Below are 18,545 nucleotides of genomic sequence, written 5' to 3'. Positions count from 1 at the left end.
CGCGCTATTCGCGGAGGCATTGCACCGTTTCAGTATTCTGTCGGCGCTCGTTGATGGGATTCATGCGTTTGTTGCAAACGCTTGCAGTGCGTGTGAGCGCGGGGTAATCTCCCTGGTGGCACGTCGAAGTGTCAACGAAGCGTAGGGCGACGGCGCCACGCTCGTACGAGAGTTATGGAGTTACTTGATGGAAGACGCTCTTTCCGCAACCGGAAGACGCCGGCGGCGTCGGGGACTCAGGGGTCTCGCCATTGCTGGCGCGCTCGCCTTGGCCGCACCGCTGATTGCCTTGACCACGCCCGCTGAACCAGCGCAAGCTGCAGCGCCGGGGCCGAAGGACACAACCGCGGTGTTGTTCTCGTACACCTGGGATGCAATCGCACGAGAGTGCACCGAGAACCTGGGGCCGGCGGGATACGGATTCGTTCAGACGTCCCCGCCCCAGGAACACGTTCTGGGCTCAGAGTGGTGGACGTACTACCAGCCGGTTTCTTATAAGTTGGAGTCGCGTCTGGGTACTGAGGCGCAGTTCCAGTCGATGATTGACACGTGTAATGAAGCGGGCGTCGGTGTCATCGTCGATGTGGTCATCAACCACATGGCAGGAAAGCCTGAGGGCGGCGTTGGCTGGGCGGGAACTCCCTTTACGCACTATTCTTACGAGGGTACGTACGGTGATCAGGACTTCCACTCCTGCCGTCGCGACATCAGGGACTACCAGAGCCGCTGGGAGGTGCAGGAGTGCAACCTCGTTGGCCTGTCCGACCTGAACACGAGCTCGGGGTACGTTCAGCAGACAATCGCTGACTACCTCAACGACCTCGCGAACCGTGGTGTTGCTGGCTTCAGAATCGATGCAGTCAAGCACATTTCTGCCGATGACATGTGGGGAATTTGGAATCGCGTTGAGAACCGCGATTCGCTTTATGTCATGCAGGAGGTCATTCGCGCAAACGAGCCGGTGCAACCCGAGGAGTATCTCGGGATTGGTGACATCCACGAGTTCTCCTTCGGGCGGAAGCTCAAAGAAGCATTCGATGGGCGTAGCCTCAACTGGCTGATCGAGGGCGCCGGCATCGGCGGTACGTGGGGCGGTTTCCTCCCGCACGATGACGCGGCTGTCTTCGTGGACAATCACGACACTGAGCGCAACGGTGAGACGCTGTCCTACCGTGATGGTGCAGCCTACGACCTCGCTCAGATCTTTACTCTTGCGTGGAACTACGGTTCGCCCTCGATTCACTCGGGATACTCCTTCGGAGGCGACTACAACGTCGGGCCCATTACCGACGGCTCGGGGCGCGTGATCGACCCCGTAGAGGGCCAGGGGAACTGGACCTTCAAGCACGCGCAGAATGACATTGCCAACATGGTCGGCTTCCGCAACACCACGTACGGCGAGGGCATCACGGACAAGTGGTCGAACGGGTCGAATGCGATTGCCTTCGGTCGCGGTGATAAGGGATATGTCGCCATCAACCGTGGCGGCAACCTGAACAGGACATTCACAACGAGCCTCCCCGACGGTGAGTACTACAACGTGATCACTGCGGAGAACAATGGCGGAACCTGGTCCGGTCAGACGGTGACAGTTTCTGGTGGACAGTTCACGACGACGGTCCCGGGCGATGGTGCGGTGGCCATTCACGTGGATGCAATGGTGGAAGAACCCAAGCCGAGCGAATTGACGGTCTTCTACTCGACGGATGCAGAGTGGGACTCGTATTACCTGGACTACCAGATCGGCGAGGGAACTGACGGCGCCGGATCGGCGACGATGGCGGCAGCGTGTGAAGGCTGGGTATCGGCCGTTGTGGAGACGAACGGCGAAGACGTCAACGCGTCCTTCAACGACGGTGCCGACGCAACGGATGACAACTCCGGTGCTGGCTATATACTTTCGGGCACTTTGGCCGCAGTATCGGACGGAGATGTCTCAACGCAGGACCCCTGCCTTGTGCCGGGCGAGGACATCAAGGTGTTCTATTCGACGGATTCGGGTTGGTCGAGCCCGTACGCGCACTACAAGGTGGGTTCGGGCTCGTGGACGAGCGCTCCGGGCGAGAAGATGGAGATTGCCTGCTATGGTTGGGCGGCTCTGACGATCCCGTCGAAGGGTGCTGACGTGACGGCTGCGTTTAACAACGGCGCTGGTTCGTGGGACAACAATGGTGGGCAGGACTATGTCTTGTCTGGTCAGATCGCTGCGGTGAATGCTCAGGGTCAGGTTTCGCACACGGATCCTTGTGACGCGGTGACGAACGATCTGACGGTGTTCTACTCGACAGACTCCGGCTGGCAGAACTGGTACGCCCACTACAAGGTGGGTTCGGGCGCATGGACAAGTGCGCCGGGTGAGGAGATGACGATCGCGTGCTGGGGGTGGGCATCGCTCACCATTCCATCGGATGGGGCGGACGTCACTGCTGCGTTTAACAACGGTAACGGAAACTGGGACAACAATGGGGGGCAGGACTACCGATTGACCGGTCAGGTTGCTGCTGTTTCTGCGAACGGAAACATCACACACACGAACCCGTGTAGCTGATCAAGCAGGGGGGGCGGCGCTTTCGAGTACACCTCGAGGCGTCGTCCCCCTGTTACGGGTCAGAGCGTGACACCGACCGAACGTCGGAACAGCCCGATGCTGTCGGGGCGCAGACTGTCGGCCGCGCACGTATGGCGGCGCGGAGCAGAGAACGATGCGACCTGGGGCGTCACCACCCCAGGTCTTCGATATAGCGCAGCAGAACGCCTTCGCGAAGCGCCCAGGGGCTGACCTCGAGCTCTTCAACATCCATTGCCTTCATCGCTTCGTGGAGCACGACGGCGCCCGCCGTGATCTGGAACGTACGGTCGGCGGTGATTCCTGGGAGCTCCTGTCGCGCTTCGGCCGGGATGCGTCCGAGTACGGGAATCCATGCGCCAAGCGCGGCGCGTGGGAGCACCCACCTCTCCATGCCCGACCAGCCCGGGCGTCTATAGCCCACAAGCCGCGACAGGGAGCGCACCGTCTTGCTCGAGCCAACGACGTGGTCAGGCTGAGGAAGCGTGTGAAAGCTCTTTGCGAGGGGTTCCAACACCTGAGCGGCGTGTTCCTCCAGCTTCGCGATGCGTTCATCGCCGGCGGGGTCTTTGTCGAGGTACGCGACCGTCATGCGTCCCGCGCCCAGCTGAACCGACTCAGCCAGTTCAGGTAGTTCTTCCGAGCCGCCGGCGATTTCGAGGGATCCGCCACCGATGTCAAACATGAGGATCTGGCCCGCTGACCACCCGAACCAGCGGCGGATCGCGAGAAAGGTAAATCGTGCCTCCTCCGTGCCCCCGAGTACTTGCAGCGGCTGACCAAGCACCTTTTCGATCTTCTTGATCACCTTGGGGCCATTCGCCGCCTCCCGCACGGCGCTCGTTGCCGTCGCCAGCAGTTCTTCGACGCCTTCCTTGGCGGCAGCCTTCTTCGCTTTTTTGACGGACTTCACGAGCGCCGCGAGGCCTTCGTCGGAGATCGCGCCGTGTTCGTCGATGAACCTCATCAGCTTGAGCATCTTTTTTGAGCTCGTCGTTGCGAGAGGGCGGCCGCCTGGCCTGGCATCGGCGACGAGCAAGTGCACGGTGTTGGAACCGATGTCAAGAACCCCGAGTCGCATGGGGAAACCGTACCGCCTCGCTGGTGACGATGGTTCCCAACCAACCATCCATGTCGTTGCGCGGAGTACGCGAAGGGACAGATCACTGTGAGGCCCATCCCAAAAGGACCGGTGCGGCATTGCCGGTACGATGTTGCGGATGACCCCCGCAAGCTCAGCCCTGCAGCTATCGCTCTACCGCGACATTCCTCGCGCGGAGTGGGCGCGGCTCGCGCGGGGGATGGAACAGCCCCTGACGGAGCAAGAGGTTGTTCAGATCCGCGGTATCGGTGACCGACTATCGCCGGCAGAAGTACGCGATGTGTATCTGCCCATCAGTCGACTGCTGAGCGGCTGGGCCCGCGGCACCCGAGAAATCGGCAGAGAAGTCGGTGCCTTTCTGGGCGAAGACCAGCCGCGCATCCCATTCGTCGTTGGCGTCGCAGGGTCCGTTGCCGTCGGAAAATCAACGGTTGCCCGTCTTCTCCGCGAACTCACCAGCCGATGGTCGGAAACGCCGCGCGTCGAACTTGTGACGACGGACGGGTTTCTCTACTCGAATGCCGAGCTGGAGCGCCGTGGGTTGATGAACCGCAAAGGTTTTCCTGAGTCATACGATCGGCGAGCCCTTGTCGACTTTGTGACGCGCGTGAAGTCAGGCGAAGCCGAAGTACGAGCTCCGTTCTACTCGCACATGAAGTACGACATCATGAACGACGCGTCGGTTGTTGTGCGCCAACCGGATATCCTCATCATTGAGGGGCTCAACGTGCTGCAGCCGCCACCCGCTCCGAATGATGTTGCCGTCAGCGATCTTTTCGATTTTACGGTGTTCGTTGATGCCGACCGTGCGCATATTGAGCGGTGGTACATCGACCGCTTTCTTCAGCTGCGTCAGGGAGCCTTTTCGAATCCCGCGTCGTACTTTAACGTGTTCGCGCATCTTTCTGATGCCGAGGCCGTGGAAACGGCCCGTGGCATCTGGCGCGACATCAACTTGCCGAACCTGATCGAGAACGTCGAACCTACGAAGCATCGTGCAACGCTGGTGCTCCGCAAGGGGATCGACCATTCGGTCGAGTCGGTTCTGCTGCGCAAGCTGTAGCTCACGGCCGCCGCTCGATGCCCCTCGGGGCGTCGTTGTCATATTTCATTTGTATGTAAGCGTTTACGCCTTATGCGCGTGAACCGTTCACAGGGGGAGATGCTTCCTGCTCTCAGGGAAGCCGGTTCTTGTTGCCTGAGCCCAGGGTTCGTCGCGACAGGTGCGGCGTGCGAGCACCCATCTGAGAGATGGCTGTGTGTATAGTAGCTACTGATAATCCCTGATCAACAGCGCAGTGTGGCCTGTTGGAACAACATCGCCTATGTGCAACGGAGATCTGATAGCGATGCAGTCCAGTCTTCACTTCGGAGGCGCCGGAGTTGCGGAAACTCCGACGAAGAGCTTTGGTAAGCGCTTGCAGTTAGCGGCCTTGACTGCACTCAACGTGCTGCTGGTTGTCGCCGCCATCGTGATCGTCAGCAAGCTGCTCACACACGGGGTCGGCGAGCAGCCGGTGGGCGCAGTCGCAGCGGCCGAGTCCTGTGAGGCCCGCGACAGCGTCCGTGTTGTCGCAGATCCGAAGATCGCGGGCGCACTCGAACACATCGCGGCGAAGGTCCGTGAGAACGACTGCATCAGCGTTGACATCGTCGAGGAGGACAGCGATCACACCGCGGTGCGGCTTGGCGCAGGGCAAGACCTCGAGTTTGATGCGTGGGTCCCCGATTCGGATCTGTGGCTGCTTCGTGCGGAAGAACTGGCCAATGTCTCGGGGGAAGAAATCACCGTCACCACGCGTGACGTCGTGGCAAGCACACCGATTGTGCTCGCGGGGACGGAATCCACCGCGATGGCCCTCGAAACGCTGGAGGTCACTTGGCAAGGCATCAGCGATGGGATCGTCTCTGTTGTGCTACCGGATCCGGCTGGCGCCGCTGCGAGCGTCGCGGCGCTGTCTGCTCTCCAGCACGCTGTCGGTGACGACTTCACGGCCTTTACCGCACTGGTCATGAGGCTTCACAGCAATATGGTGGACGCATCGCAGGATGGGCTCGAAGCCGTTTCGGAGTCGGACCGGCCGACAATCGCCATCACCACGGAGCAAATGGTGCGGGCATACTCCGATGGCGCCCCTACTCCGCTTGTTTCCGTTTATCATCCCGATGTCTCCACCGCGTCCGCTGTGCCCCTCGCTACCGCAGACAATGTCTCCGACGACACGAGCCACGCACTCGGGGTGCTGATAGAAGCCATCCATGCGTCCCCTGAGCTGCTTGCAGAGCACGGGTTCCGCGATGCGTCCGGGCAGGCTCACCACATGGCCGAGAACGAGGTGATCGTTCCGGTGAGCGCCGAATCTCATATCGATGTCCTCGACACCTGGGGCCAGCTCACAGCGCCGTCTCGAATGTTGTCCGTCATCGATGTGTCGGGATCGATGAACGATGTGGTGGGAGGGAATACTCGGCGAATTGATCTCTTTTCCGAGGCCGCAGTTCTTGCCGTCAACGCGCTTCCGGACAACACCGATATGGCGACGTGGATTTTCTCCAGCGGGCGCGACGGCGACAAGCCCTGGGAAGAAATCGTTTCGTTCGGATCGCTTGGCGATCCGCAGCACCGGCAACTCACGATCGACACGGCGCGCGACCTCGAACACCGCGTCGTGGGAGGCACGGGGCTCTACGACACGGTCTTGGACGCCATGAGATTTATGCGAGAGTCCTACGAACCTGACAAGGTGAATCTGATTCTGCTCAATACAGACGGCGTCAACGAAGACCATATTGGGGTGGAGCTTCCCGAGCTCCTCGACGAACTTCACGTCCTGCACGACCCCGAGAATCCCGTCGTGGTGATCGCCGTTGGATACGGCCCCGACACCGATCAGCAGGTTCTCACGCAAATTGCCGAGGCAACGGGAGGCGCTGCTTACCACGCACTGCATCCAACGGATATCGCCCAGGTTCTTATGGAGGCGGTGACGCAACGAGCCTGTCGCCCAGATTGCGGCGGGTAAGGCGACACCAGAAGACATCGGACCGCGCGAAACGTGCTCGGTGGGAGAGAACACCTGGGCCGAAGGACGACCGATTTGCGCGCAACGATATGAGAAGAAAAATAACGGGGGCGTAATGGCGCGTACTTCGAAACGAGCGAGGCCGGACGAGATCGCTCGCGCCGCGACACGTGGCGACGTCGCGGAACTTGAACGGCTGAGCGATCGGCTGTGGTACGAGTTGCCCGCAGCGTACGGGAACGAACTTCTGGCATTTGCGGGGAAGCTTCCCAAAGGCATGCTGGAGAAGCATCCGAGGATCCTTCTCGCGGCGCACCATGCCCTGTACCTCAGTGACGATGATCGAAGCACGGCTTGGCGGGGCTTGCTGGTCTTCTACGTGAACTACGGGGCACGCTTCGCCGCAAATTTCGAAACTCATTCTCACCCGTCCGACATGCTTGAAGCAGGGGTGATCGGCCTGATCGGCGCACGTTTGCGCGGCGACTACGGATTAGCGGAGGACATCGCGAAGCGACTCTCGGGATATCTTGCGGAGGTGCCCAATGACGGCTCTGAACAGTGGTCGGAGCTCGGTGGGCGGCGCCCGGGCTGGCTTGAGCTTCAGCGCGCGTACACGAACGCGCTCAAGGGCGACATGCGAACGGCCGCAGTCCTCGCACGATGCGCGTACGAAGCCCGTGGCGAGCCCCCTTACCGACACTTCGCAGGCCTGGGGGCGGCCGCGTTGGCGGCATTGCTATCGGCTCTGGAAGGACGACGCGAACACGCGAAATCCTGGCTGGCAGAGGTCGCGAGATGTGGCGACCCCTTGACGACGTTGGAGCCGTTGCTGATGGTGCCTGCTCAACTGGCCTCGGCGCACTTGGCAATGGATGCTCTGGACGAATCCGGTGCGCGGGAGGCGCTGCGGTCATTAGACGGTGACTCCGGAACGTTCGAGCCTTGGCCATACGCGGCGGCGGCACAGGCACGCTTCGGGCTGTTGTTCGGGTCTCCCGCGGCAGCTCTTGCCCGGCTGGATGCCAGTGTTCGTGAGCACGGGGCGAGCACGCGACTACATCATCTTGCGGGAGGAATACTCGGAAGCGCGCGGGCAGAGCTGTTGTTGGACATGGGGGAGGGGGAAGCGGCGATGCAGTTGTTCCGTCAGTTTCCCGGTCGAGATTCCGCCCGCGTGCTCGCCGCGCGCATCCATCTTCGCGCGGAGGAATACAGTGACGCGGTACGCGTGGCGGCACCCTTGCTCTATCGCGTTGACACCTCTCACCGTGACATGCTGGATGCCTTCCTTGTCGTTGCTGCTGCTCAGTATTGTCTCGGGGAGATCGACGACGCCGGCACACTTTTTTCCCATGCGTACGAATACTACGAGTTGACTCAGAACGCCTACGCGTTCCTGCAGGTCGAACGGCGCATCATGTCGCGCCTGTGCGAGTTGACGGGAGTTGTTTTTCCGGTCAGGGGCGATAACACGTATGCGCCCGTTGAACGCGTACATCTGACTCCGCGGGAGACAACAGTTTTCGCGGCGCTTGTGACGGAAGATAGCTTGTCGACGATTGCGCACCGTATGGCGGTTTCGCTCAACACCATTCGTAGCCAAACTCGGAGCATCTATCGCAAGCTGGGGGTACACACGAGAAGAGATGCTGTCGCTCAGGGCATCCGCCGGGGAATTTATCAGCCGGAGGATGATGCTTCGCGATCGTCGTGACGTGCGGAGGGCGGCTCCACGGATCACTTTTCATCGTCCGGCGAGGGGGCACATCGCGGCGCTCGCCCGTTTGTCAGCAGAGCGGACATAGGATTGCCCGCATGTGTGGCATCGTCGGATACGTCGGACCCCGTGAGAGTCAGAGCATTCTGGTCTCCGGGCTCGCGCGCCTGGAATACCGCGGATATGACTCCGCGGGCATCGCTGTTATCGACGAAGGGGGAACCCTCGGGATGCGCAAGCGTGCGGGTAAACTTGCCCGCCTGCGCGAGTCGCTCGACGAGGCCCCGCTCGGCGCCGGAACAACGGGAATCGGTCACACACGCTGGGCCACGCACGGCGGCCCGACCGACGACAACGCGCACCCGCACCTTGCCGATGACGATCGCCTGGCGGTGATCCACAACGGCATCATCGAGAACTTTTCCGAGCTCAAGAAGGAGCTCATCGCCGAGGGGTATTCCTTCCGTAGCGAAACCGACACCGAGGTGGCAGCCGTTCTGCTCGGCCGCGAGTACCGCACGGCCGGCGGAGACCTCGAGGCCGCCTTCCGCGCCGTTGTCAGCCGGCTCGACGGCGCATTCACGCTGCTGGCGATGCACGAAGACAGCCCCGGCGTTGTCGTCGGCGCGCGACGTAACTCGCCCCTTGTGATCGGCCTCGGCGACGGCGAGAACTTCCTCGGCTCCGACGTTGCCGCTTTCGTTGAGCACACGCGGAGCGCTCTCGCGATCGGTCAGGACGAGATCGTCACGATCACTCCGAACTCCGTTGTCGTCAGTGACTTCGACGGCAATCCGGTCGAGGCGACGCCCTTCGACGTGTCGTGGGACTCCGCAGCCGCCGACAAGGGCGGATGGTCGAGCTTTATGGCCAAGGAGGTCTCGGAAGAGCCCGAGGCCGTTGCCAAGACCGTGCTCGGAAGAATCAGTGGCGATGACATCGTCATTCCCGAGCTCGAGGGGATGGACGAGCTGTTCTCCGGCATTGATCGCGTCATCGTCCTCGCGTGCGGAACGGCCTATTACGCCGGCCTCGTCGGAAAATACGCGATCGAGAAGTGGGCGCGCATCCCCGTCGATGTGGAACTCGCGCACGAGTTCCGCTATCGCGATCCCATCGTCGATGCGAAGACGCTTGTTGTGTCGATCAGCCAGTCGGGTGAGACGATGGACACGCTGATGGCCGTTAAAGAAGCGTCCCGCCTCGGCGCGCGCACGCTGTCGATCTGCAATACGCAGGGATCGACGATTCCCCGCGAATCCGATGCCGTTGTGTACACGCACGCCGGCCCCGAGGTCGCTGTGGCCTCGACGAAGGCTTTTGTCGCGCAGATCACCGCCCTGTACCTTCTCGCTCTTCACGTTGGACGCATTCGCGGATCGCTGGCACCCGAGGTGGGTGCGGAAGCCGTCGAGCAGCTGGAGTCGCTGCCCGAGAAGATCCAGTGGATCCTCGACAACGAGCAGGAGCGCACAGAACAGCTCGCCCGCTGGATGGCGGACACACGATCGGTTCTGTTCCTCGGCCGCCACGTTGGGTATCCGATTGCGCTCGAGGGTGCGCTCAAGCTGAAAGAAATCTCCTACATCCACGCCGAGGGCTTCGCCGCCGGCGAGCTCAAGCACGGTCCCATTGCGCTGATCGAGCCCGGCCAGCCCGTTTTCGTCGTCGTGCCTTCGCCGCGCGGTTCCGCCACGATGCACGCCAAGGTCGTCTCGAACATCGAGGAGATCCGCGCACGCGGCGCCCGTGTGATCGCCATCGCCGAACAGGGCGACTCGGCGGTTCTGCCCCACGCCGACGAGGTCCTGCGCATTCCGCTGGCCGCACCGCTGTTCGAGCCGCTGCTCGCGGTCGTCCCGCTGCACATCTACGCCATGGGCCTTGCCACGGCGAAGGGTCTCGACGTGGATCAGCCGCGCAACCTGGCCAAGTCCGTCACCGTCGAGTAAACGGTTCTCGTCTTGCATCCGGATCGCTCTCCGAACAGGTGAACGGTCCGGGGCCGTGAGGAGCAGGCTTTTCGGATCACCGCGGGGCGGAGTATCGTCGGCGTGCCGGGAGAGGGGCATCATGATCGTCGGAATTGGCGTGGACATGGTCAACATCGAGCGATTCGAGGGACAGATCGCCCGTTCCCCCCGCCTCATGGAGCGCCTGTTCACTCCTCACGAGCGCGAGCTCCCGCTGCGCTCCCTCGCCGCCCGCTACGCCGCAAAAGAAGCGCTGATCAAAGCGCTCGGCGGCTCAGAGGGCGTGTTCTGGCAAGAGATCGAGGTGCCGCGGCTCGGTGAGCGGCAGGCGCCGTCGTATGTTGTTGACGGGGAAACCGCCCGCACTCTCGCAGAACGGGGCGTGACACAGACCCACCTCTCGCTGTCACACGATGGCGGGCTTGCGCTGGCCTATGTCGTTCTGGAGGGCTCATGACCGGTTCGTTGCCGCGCGGCATCATGCGCGAGGCGGTCATCAACCGCGGCGCGATCGAGCACAACGTCCGTCAGCTCCGAGCCGCGGCGAAGACCACCGAGTTCATCGCCGTTGTGAAGGCTGACGGATACGGACACGGTGCCGTCACGGCTGCGCGCGGCGCGATTGCCGGCGGGGCGACGCGCATCGGCGTTGCCGAAATCCCTGAGGCGCTGAGACTGCGAGACGCCGGAATTGATGCGCCGATTATTGCGTGGCTGCATGCGCCGGACACCGCCTTCGGACCCGCCATCGCTCAGGGAATCGAGCTCGGGGTGTCGAGTCTCGATCAGCTGCTGCGGATCGCCGAACACGCGCAGACGCAGCCGGCGCTTGTCCACATCAAGGTCGAAACGGGGCTGGGGCGCAACGGCGTCGCACCCGCTGATCGCGCCGCGGTGTTTGCGGAGGCGGCGCGTCTGGCAGCCGCGGGCCGCATTGTGATCGAGGGCATCTTCAGTCACCTGTCCGGCACGAGCATGGCCGATGACCGCGATCAGGTGGCCGAATTCGAGCGGGCGCTTGCCGAGGCCGATGACGCCGGGCTGCAGCCACGTCTTCGTCACCTCGCCGCAACGGCGGCGGCCATCGCGCTACCGGAGGCGCGCTTTGACGCGGTGCGGGCGGGCATTGGGATCTACGGGCTATCGCCGTTTGAGGATCGTTCATCCGCTCAGCTCGGCCTTCGTCCGGCAATGACGTTGCGGGCACGTGTTGCCGCCGTGCGTCGCGTCGGCCCGGGACACGGCGCCTCCTACGGATACGAGTACCGGTCGGAGCGTGAGACGACGTTCGCGCTGGTTCCTCTGGGGTATGCCGATGGTGTGCCGCGGCAGGCCTCCGGCGTTGGGCCGGTGCGCATCGGCGGGCGCCGGTTCACGGTGGCGGGGCGCGTGGCAATGGACCAATTCATTGTCGATGTCGGAGACACACCGGTGCGTGTCGGTGACCAGGCGGTGCTGTTCGGAGATCCGACAACGGGTGCACCATCAGCGAGTGACTGGGCGGAAGCGGCAGGAACGATCAACTACGAGATCGTCACGCGCATCGGCGCGCGCGTCACCCGCACCGTCAATTCATGATTTCTGGCACGATTCGGCCCCGGACCGGGGCCGAATCGTGCCAGAAATCATGAAAAGGGGCGCTCGGGGAGAAGGGGAGCGGGGAACCATGGGGATGAACGAACTGATCGGTCGGCGGCGCGTCGCTACGAGCGCCGCGATGGAGGAACTCGGCCGCGCGATCGGCGGCGGGCTGCGGGCAGGGGACCTCCTTGTCCTCACCGGCCCGTTGGGCGCGGGGAAGACCACGTTGACCCGCGGAATCGCGGAGGGGCTTGGCGTTCGGGGGCCCGTGCAGAGTCCCACCTTCGTTATCGCCCGCACCCACCCTTCGCTCGTCGGCGCAGCGCCTCTTATCCACGCTGATGCGTATCGCCTCGGGGATGCCGCGGAGCTGGAGGACCTCGACCTCGATCTGGAGGCGGCCGTGACGATCATCGAGTGGGGGCGCGGCAAGGTGGAATCCATCGCGGACTCCTGGTGGGACATCGAGATCGAGCGACCGGTGGGCGCCGCGGACGACCCTGAGAACCTGGACCGTGACGCCGACCGCATCGTGTCGATCACGAAGTTCCCCTGAACGCCTCCCAGCCAGGCGTTTCCTAGCTGAGCATGGCTACTGTGATATCGATGATTCTCGCGATTGACTCCTCCCTCGGCACCTCTGTTGCCGTCGTCGATTCGGCGACCGGTGTCGTTGCTGCGCAGGCAGACAGCGAGGGAACTCGCGGTCACGCCGAGGTGGTTGGAACGCTCATCGCGCAGGCGCTTGCGGAGGCGGGGGTCACCGCCCGCGATGTGACCGCGGTTGCCGCGGGGATGGGACCCGGTCCTTTTACGGGCCTGCGCATCGGAATTGCCGCTGCCCGCGCGTTCGCTGTTGGCCGCGGGCTGAGTGTCGTCCCCGTTGTCAGCCACGACGGTCCGGCGCTCGACGCGATGGAGGGCGGCTCGGACGACGTCACGGTTGTCACTGATGCGCGCCGCCGCGAGCATGCCGTGACGGTGTATGGCGGCCGTGATGGCGATGGCCTGCCGATTCGCGTGACGGAACCGCACCTCGTGCCGAGCGCCCAAACACCGGCGAGCGCATCAGGGGCAGGCATCACCACGCGGATCTCGGCGGGGGCGATCGGCCGGATTGCCGCGCGGATGATCAGCGCCGGCCGCGTCGACGCCGCGATGGAGCCCCTGTACCTGAGGGCACCCGATGTGACGGCGCCGGGCGCGGCGAAGCGGGTGTCGACATGACGATTCGTGTGGCGACGATCGCCGATGTGGGCGCGATCATGGCGATCGAACAGGCGAGCTTTCCGGCGGATGCGTGGAGCGAGTCGCTGATGCGTGCCGAGCTCGAGAACATTGCGCACGGTCGCTATTTTGTTCTGGAACAGGGCAACCATGTGCTCGGGTACGCGGGCCTGCGCCACCTCCCCGGTGGCAAGGACGCGGACGTGCAGACGATCGCAGTGTCCGACGCAGCCCGTGGCCGTGGCCAGGGTCGGGCGCTTCTTCGCACTCTTCTCGAGGAGGCCGATGCGCGTCGTGCCCGCGAGGTGTTCCTCGATGTGCGGGCCGACAACGCGGTCGCCCATGCACTGTATGTATCCGAGGGGTTCACAGAACTCGGACGGCGCCCGCGTTATTACCAGCCCGACGATGTTGATGCGGTGGTCATGCGACTCGACATTGCGTCATGGCGGGGCGCGCAGGCAGCGAACCAGAAAGAACAGGGAGCCTGCTCATGAACGAGCCCCTCGTCCTGGGCATTGAGACGAGCTGCGATGAAACCGGAATCGGGATCGTTCGCGGCCGCACGTTGCTGTCGAACACGATCGCTTCCAGCATGGACGAGCACGCGCGCTTCGGAGGTGTTGTTCCCGAGGTCGCTGCGCGTGCGCATTTGGAGGCGCTGCAACCGACCATCGAGAGAGCTGTGGCCGACGCGGGCGTGAGCCTGGCGGATCTTGACGCGGTTGCGGTCACGAGTGGCCCTGGGCTCGCTGGGGCACTGATGGTGGGAGTGGGAGCCGCCAAGGCGCTCGCGCTGTCGCTGGAGAAGCCGCTGTACGCTGTGAACCACCTCGTCGGGCATATCGCCGCAGATATTGTTGCGCCCGACTCGGAACGGATCGAGTATCCGACGATCGCGCTGCTCGTCTCCGGCGGGCATACATCGCTTCTGCACGTGCGCGATCTGACAACCGACGTCGAGCTACTGGGCGAGACGGTGGACGATGCCGCGGGGGAGGCCTTTGACAAGGTCGCGCGCCTGCTCGGTCTGCCGTATCCGGGCGGTCCGCAGATTGATCGCGCGGCAGAGGGCGGCGACCCGCGGGCGATTCGCTTTCCTCGCGGTCTGAGTCGGAAGAGCGACCTCGAGAAGCATCGTTGGGACTTCTCCTTCTCGGGTCTGAAGACCTCGGTGGCGCGGTGGGTGGAACAGCACCAGGATTCGGGGGAGGACCTTCCTCTGGCCGATGTTGCGGCCAGCTTTCGCGAGGCTGTTGTTGATGTTCTTGTCACGAAGACACTCGATGCCTGCCAGGAGCGCGGCGTTCCCCGTCTGTTGTTAGGCGGCGGCGTGATCGCCAACGCACGCCTGCGGGAGGTTGCGCTTTCCCGTGCCGCGGCCCGCGGCGTTGAGGTGCGGATTCCACCGCTGAGCTTGTGCACGGACAACGGCGCGATGATCGCGGCGCTGGCGGCGCAGCTGATTGCGAGCGGACGCCAGCCGTCGACTCTGGGCTTCGGCGCAGATTCCACGCTTCCTGTGACAGAGATTCAGGTCGCCGAGGCGGGGCAGGGGACGGCGTGATGCCGGCGCGGGAGATCGAGAACGATGGGGCCGACGAGCCCCAGGTCTCCCCGCGCCAACCTACGGAGGAGGAGCGGCGGCTTCAGGAGGTCGCGACCGGCTCCCTGTCGGTTATCGCCTCGGACACGTTCGGGTGGATTGATCCTGCCGTTGCCCATAGCCCGCTCACCCGCCGTGATCGGCGAGAGGTTGTCACTCGGCTGGGCGTTGCTGCCCTGTGGTGGTCTGCCGTTGGACTCATCATTTCCTGGTTCGGCCCGTGGGGCGCCGCTCCGGCGGCTGTCGGAATCGTTCTCGGGATCGTTGCGCTGCTCCGTCCGACGGAGCGTCGGCGCTGGTGCTGGAGCGGTATTGCGCTCGGGATGACGGCTATCGCTTTCAGCGCCTACTGGCTGTTGTGGATGCTGCCGCAACTCGGGGCGATCGACCCGGTTCTGTAGCCGCGTTGCGCAGGGCGCACGCGGCAACGCTCCGGTCCTCTGTGCGGAAGACCGGAGCGTTGCCGCGTGACGTGTCGTGATCAGCTCACGGGCACGTAGGTGTTGTCGTCCTGGTAGACGTAGATGTTGATCGTGCCCTCGGTGGGGTCGCCGACCCGGTCGAAGGCGATGTTGCTGGAGATGCCGTTGTAGTTGGCGACGCCGCCGCCGATGATGATGTCTGCGCAGTCCGCGAAGGTTGTGCAGGTCTCACCGTCGCCGGTTCCGCCCGAGACCTCGTAGAGCGCGTCGGCGATGTCGTGTGCGTCGACAGACTGCATGCGCAGTGAGGCGAGCGCGAGCAGGTTGACGGCATCGTACGACTCGGGGCCGTAGGTGTAGTCGGTGAGAGGGTCGGTTCCCTCATCCTCGAGGAAGGCGGTCAGGGCGTCGACCCAGTCCTGCACCTGCTGCGGTGTGGGGCCGGGGTAGGTGCCCTTCATGCCCGTGAGGAGTCCGTCTTCGAAGTCTGCCGAGTAGTCGGCGAGGTTGCCGTCGACGAGGTACATCTGCTCGACGGGGTAGCCCTCATCAACGAGGTTCGGGAGGATCGTCTTCGTCTGGTCGAAGGCGATGATCGAGATCGCGTCGGGGTCTTCTGCCAGGACTTCGGAGATCTGCGCGTTGAACGTTGTGTCACCCGCGTTGAAGGTGGGGCTGGCGACAACCTCGCCGCCGGCGCCTTCGAAAGCTTCTGTGACGTAGCGGGCGAGGCCCGTTCCGTACGAGTCGTTGAGCACGATCAGTCCGAGCGTCTGATGCCCGTCGCCGGCGATCATGTTGCCGTGGACGGCACCCTGGAGAACGTCGCTGGGCGCGGTGCGGAAGTACAGCTCGTCGGCACGCGATGTGAACTCATCCGAGGTGTTCGCGGGCGAGAACAGGATCGTGTCAGCACCAATGACCTCGTCGATGAACTGCAACGAGACACCGGATGATGCCGCTCCGATGATCGCCGAGACGTCGGCGTTGAGCAGGCGGGGCACCTCGGTCTCGAACGCGCGGTTGGTGAGGTCGCCCGAGTCGCCCCATTCGATGTCGACCGTGAGGCCGGACTCTGCGCTGTACTCGTTGATGAGGTGCTGTGCGTAGGCGACGCCGGCTTCCTCAGGCGGGCCGAGGAATGCGAGGTCACCCGTTTGCGGAAGCGCCGTTCCGAGGGTGAGGGTGTATTCCTCGGGGTCGAAGGCTTTCGGCGCTGGCAACTCGGGGAAGCTGTCGGCGGCGTCGTCTTCCGCGTCTGCCGTGGTGTCGGTGCCATCGCCTGTTGCGGGCGCGTCATCGCTGGTGCTGCATCCGGCGAGTACGAGCGCGGCAACGCCGGTGACCGCAGCGACAGAGGCGAGCTTGCGGGATCGAACCATGCTGGTTCCGTCCTTTCGTCTGTCCGCGGGCCGGTGGGGTGTCAACTGAACGCCGCGGGTTTGGCGCGAACGTACCGACGCATTGTTTCCAGGATGTTTTCAGGCTCGAACGACGGAGTTCGGATTTGTTAACGTGCGGCGATGCGCGTCTGTCTGGCCTGTCGGGACATGTCGACGATCAGGATGATGCAGGCGATCCACACGATGATGAATCCCGCCCATCGTTCCGGTGGCATCTCCTCGTGAAGAAGAAACGCTCCGGTCATGAACTGCAAAAGAGGTGCCGCGAATGGCGGCAACGCCGACGGCGACCCACTGCAGTGGTCGCAGGCGTTCGTGAAGAAACACGACGGCGAGCAGAATCGTGGCGATCGGGTTGATGAAGTATCCGAGGCTGGCTTCGAGAACGTGCCCGGTCTGGGCGGCGAAGAGGAATCCTTGCCAGTTCGCGTAGATGAGGATGCCGGCGACGAGCGTCCACATCAGCAGCCGGGGTGATCGGAAGACGGCGAGGACAAGGAGCCAGCTCCGTGTGACCGTGAGCAGCACAGCGCAGAACACCAGCGAGAGCACAACACGCCAGCCGAGGGTCTCCCAGGGGCCCGTTGGCGCGAGGGCGACGAAGTACAGCGGGAGCAGGCCCCAGAGGGCGTAGGCGGCAAAGCCGTAGCCGACGCCGAGGCGCGTCTGCGTCGACAGGTCGCTGGTGTCCACTACGGGGGTCGAGTGGGTCGTCACCGCGTCAGACTACGCCCGGGAAAGGGCATGTTTACGCCGCTGAACGATCGAATCCCGTCAACTGTGCGGCAGCGTCTCGATGCGCGTGTGGGTGAGTTCCTGCGGTCGCTGGGTGGCGATGAAGGCTACGAGCTTTTCGCGGACCTGACACCGGAGTGCCCACAGGTCGTCGCCGTTTGCGGCCGTCATAGTGGCGCGCAGTTCGGCGACGCCGCGCTGTGCGTCGGAGACGATGAGTCCCCAGCTTCGGCGATCCCATTCGGGGGAGTCGTCAAGGATCAGCGCGAGCTCAGCACGAATGGCTTCGACGTTGATCGAGTAGTCAGCCTGCAGAAAAACGGTTCCGGTCAGAGCTGTTTGGCTGCGTGTCCAGTTGATGTAGGGCGTTGTCGTGAAGTGCGTCGACGGCAGGACGAGGCGCCGATCGTCCCAAATCTGCACGACGACGTAGGTGAGGGTGATCTCCTCGACGGTTCCGAATTCATCACCGACTTCGAGGGTGTCGCCCACTTTGAGGGCGTTGGAGAACGTCAGCTGTAGGCCGGCGACGAGGTTGCCGAGTGTGGATTGGGCGGCGAGGCCGGCGACGATTGATGCGACTCCGGCCGATGCGAACAGAGAAGCACCGAAGGTCTCGGCGCCGTCGATTGTGAGAAGCATGGCGCCGACGGTGAGAACCGCGACGACCGCGATCACCAGGCGGCGGATCATCTTGATCTGCGTTTTCCGGCGGCGCAGCGTGAAGTTGTCGACAGCCGAGGCGTCCTGCCGCACCATGGCACTGTCGATGAGGAGGATGAGGATCTTCGCGATGATCCACCCGACGACGCCGATGAGGCTGAGCGTCAGGCCGTAGCGGACGCCGGCTTGGAGCTCCGCCAACCCTTCGGGGAAGAAAGGCGGGACAGCGGTGCGCCAGAGGAGAACCGTGACGAGCCAGAAGATCGGCTTCGGGAAACGTGTGCGCAGTTCGCCGAAGATCAGGTGGCGTCGATGCAGCGATCCGGCGACGGTGCGAAACAACCAGGAAGCGACGAATCCGATGGCAACGGCGCCGGCGGCCGCGATGGCAACCCAGAGCCATGCCAGCAGCGGGCTGGCCGCAACGGTTTCCGCGAGGTGTGTCACGTCGTTTTCGAACTCTTCCGTCATACGCCCCACAGTAGATCGGGTCGATGCAACAGAAGAACCCCGGAGGCGCGTGC

At 63.5% G+C, this 18,545-nt stretch carries 16 protein-coding genes; 12 read left to right on the top strand and 4 right to left on the bottom strand.

What is annotated here, in order from left to right; translation table 11 throughout:
• Positions 1 to 187 precede the first annotated feature (187 nt).
• The gene (locus G6N81_RS05335; protein ID WP_165134110.1) at positions 188 to 2,548 is read left to right on the top strand and encodes a carbohydrate binding domain-containing protein; all 2,361 of its coding nucleotides are present in this window, start codon (positions 188 to 190) and stop codon (positions 2,546 to 2,548) included.
• 169 nt (positions 2,549 to 2,717) lie between these two features.
• On the opposite strand, the gene G6N81_RS05330 is transcribed toward G6N81_RS05335, so the two are convergent.
• On the bottom strand, positions 2,718 to 3,647 hold the full coding sequence (locus G6N81_RS05330; protein ID WP_165134107.1) for a Ppx/GppA family phosphatase: 930 nt from the start codon (positions 3,645 to 3,647) through the stop codon (positions 2,718 to 2,720).
• A gap of 139 nt (positions 3,648 to 3,786) precedes the next feature.
• On the opposite strand from G6N81_RS05330, the gene coaA reads away from it, so the two are divergent.
• From coaA to G6N81_RS05275, 11 genes are all read left to right on the top strand, one after another.
• Positions 3,787 to 4,731: a type I pantothenate kinase gene (gene coaA / locus G6N81_RS05325; RefSeq protein WP_165134104.1), complete on the top strand. Its 945-nt coding sequence runs from the start codon at positions 3,787 to 3,789 to the stop codon at positions 4,729 to 4,731.
• A gap of 370 nt (positions 4,732 to 5,101) precedes the next feature.
• Positions 5,102 to 6,691, top strand: a complete 1,590-nt coding sequence (locus G6N81_RS05320) for a substrate-binding domain-containing protein (RefSeq protein ID WP_165134101.1) — start codon at positions 5,102 to 5,104, stop codon at positions 6,689 to 6,691.
• A gap of 115 nt (positions 6,692 to 6,806) precedes the next feature.
• Positions 6,807 to 8,408, top strand: a complete 1,602-nt coding sequence (locus tag G6N81_RS05315; RefSeq protein WP_165134098.1) for a helix-turn-helix transcriptional regulator — start codon at positions 6,807 to 6,809, stop codon at positions 8,406 to 8,408.
• Between the two features lie 101 nt (positions 8,409 to 8,509).
• The gene (glmS, locus tag G6N81_RS05310; RefSeq protein ID WP_165134095.1) at positions 8,510 to 10,363 is read left to right on the top strand and encodes a glutamine--fructose-6-phosphate transaminase (isomerizing); all 1,854 of its coding nucleotides are present in this window, start codon (positions 8,510 to 8,512) and stop codon (positions 10,361 to 10,363) included.
• Positions 10,364 to 10,484: 121 nt separating this feature from the next.
• A complete protein-coding gene (locus tag G6N81_RS05305) occupies positions 10,485 to 10,841 on the top strand; it encodes a holo-ACP synthase (protein WP_165134092.1) in 357 nt (118 codons plus the stop codon).
• A complete protein-coding gene (gene alr, locus G6N81_RS05300) occupies positions 10,838 to 11,962 on the top strand; it encodes an alanine racemase (protein WP_206527905.1) in 1,125 nt (374 codons plus the stop codon). Before G6N81_RS05305 ends, alr begins: the two co-directional genes overlap by 4 nt.
• A 94-nt stretch (positions 11,963 to 12,056) precedes the next feature.
• Positions 12,057 to 12,521 (top strand): tRNA (adenosine(37)-N6)-threonylcarbamoyltransferase complex ATPase subunit type 1 TsaE, encoded by a 465-nt coding sequence (gene tsaE, locus G6N81_RS05295; RefSeq protein ID WP_378731552.1) that lies wholly within the window; start codon positions 12,057 to 12,059, stop codon positions 12,519 to 12,521.
• A gap of 50 nt (positions 12,522 to 12,571) precedes the next feature.
• A complete protein-coding gene (gene tsaB, locus G6N81_RS05290; protein ID WP_165134071.1) occupies positions 12,572 to 13,192 on the top strand; it encodes a tRNA (adenosine(37)-N6)-threonylcarbamoyltransferase complex dimerization subunit type 1 TsaB in 621 nt (206 codons plus the stop codon).
• Positions 13,189 to 13,689 carry a ribosomal protein S18-alanine N-acetyltransferase gene (gene rimI / locus G6N81_RS05285; RefSeq protein WP_165134068.1) on the top strand — a complete coding sequence of 167 codons (501 nt, stop codon included), beginning with the start codon at positions 13,189 to 13,191 and terminating at the stop codon, positions 13,687 to 13,689. The genes tsaB and rimI overlap by 4 nt, the downstream gene beginning before the upstream one ends.
• Positions 13,686 to 14,759: a tRNA (adenosine(37)-N6)-threonylcarbamoyltransferase complex transferase subunit TsaD gene (gene tsaD, locus G6N81_RS05280; protein ID WP_165134065.1), complete on the top strand. Its 1,074-nt coding sequence runs from the start codon at positions 13,686 to 13,688 to the stop codon at positions 14,757 to 14,759. The genes rimI and tsaD overlap by 4 nt, the downstream gene beginning before the upstream one ends.
• Positions 14,759 to 15,199, top strand: coding sequence for a hypothetical protein (locus G6N81_RS05275; RefSeq protein ID WP_165134062.1), 441 nt, complete (start codon positions 14,759 to 14,761; stop codon positions 15,197 to 15,199). The genes tsaD and G6N81_RS05275 overlap by 1 nt, the downstream gene beginning before the upstream one ends.
• A gap of 80 nt (positions 15,200 to 15,279) precedes the next feature.
• On the opposite strand, the gene G6N81_RS05270 is transcribed toward G6N81_RS05275, so the two are convergent.
• From G6N81_RS05270 to G6N81_RS05260, 3 genes are all read right to left on the bottom strand, one after another.
• Positions 15,280 to 16,602 (bottom strand): ABC transporter substrate-binding protein, encoded by a 1,323-nt coding sequence (locus G6N81_RS05270; RefSeq protein ID WP_165134059.1) that lies wholly within the window; start codon positions 16,600 to 16,602, stop codon positions 15,280 to 15,282.
• Positions 16,603 to 16,701: 99 nt separating this feature from the next.
• Positions 16,702 to 17,340 (bottom strand): EamA family transporter, encoded by a 639-nt coding sequence (locus G6N81_RS05265; RefSeq protein WP_378731545.1) that lies wholly within the window; start codon positions 17,338 to 17,340, stop codon positions 16,702 to 16,704.
• A gap of 57 nt (positions 17,341 to 17,397) precedes the next feature.
• Entirely contained in the window at positions 17,398 to 18,492 is a 1,095-nt protein-coding gene (locus tag G6N81_RS05260) for a mechanosensitive ion channel family protein (RefSeq protein WP_165134056.1), read from the bottom strand.
• Positions 18,493 to 18,545 lie beyond the last annotated feature (53 nt).

The sequence above is a fragment of the Microbacterium amylolyticum genome (assembly GCF_011046975.1).
Classification (GTDB): domain Bacteria; phylum Actinomycetota; class Actinomycetes; order Actinomycetales; family Microbacteriaceae; genus Microbacterium; species Microbacterium amylolyticum.
Note: the sequence above shows the minus strand (reverse complement) of the source record. Positions and strands in the feature narration are given on the sequence as shown.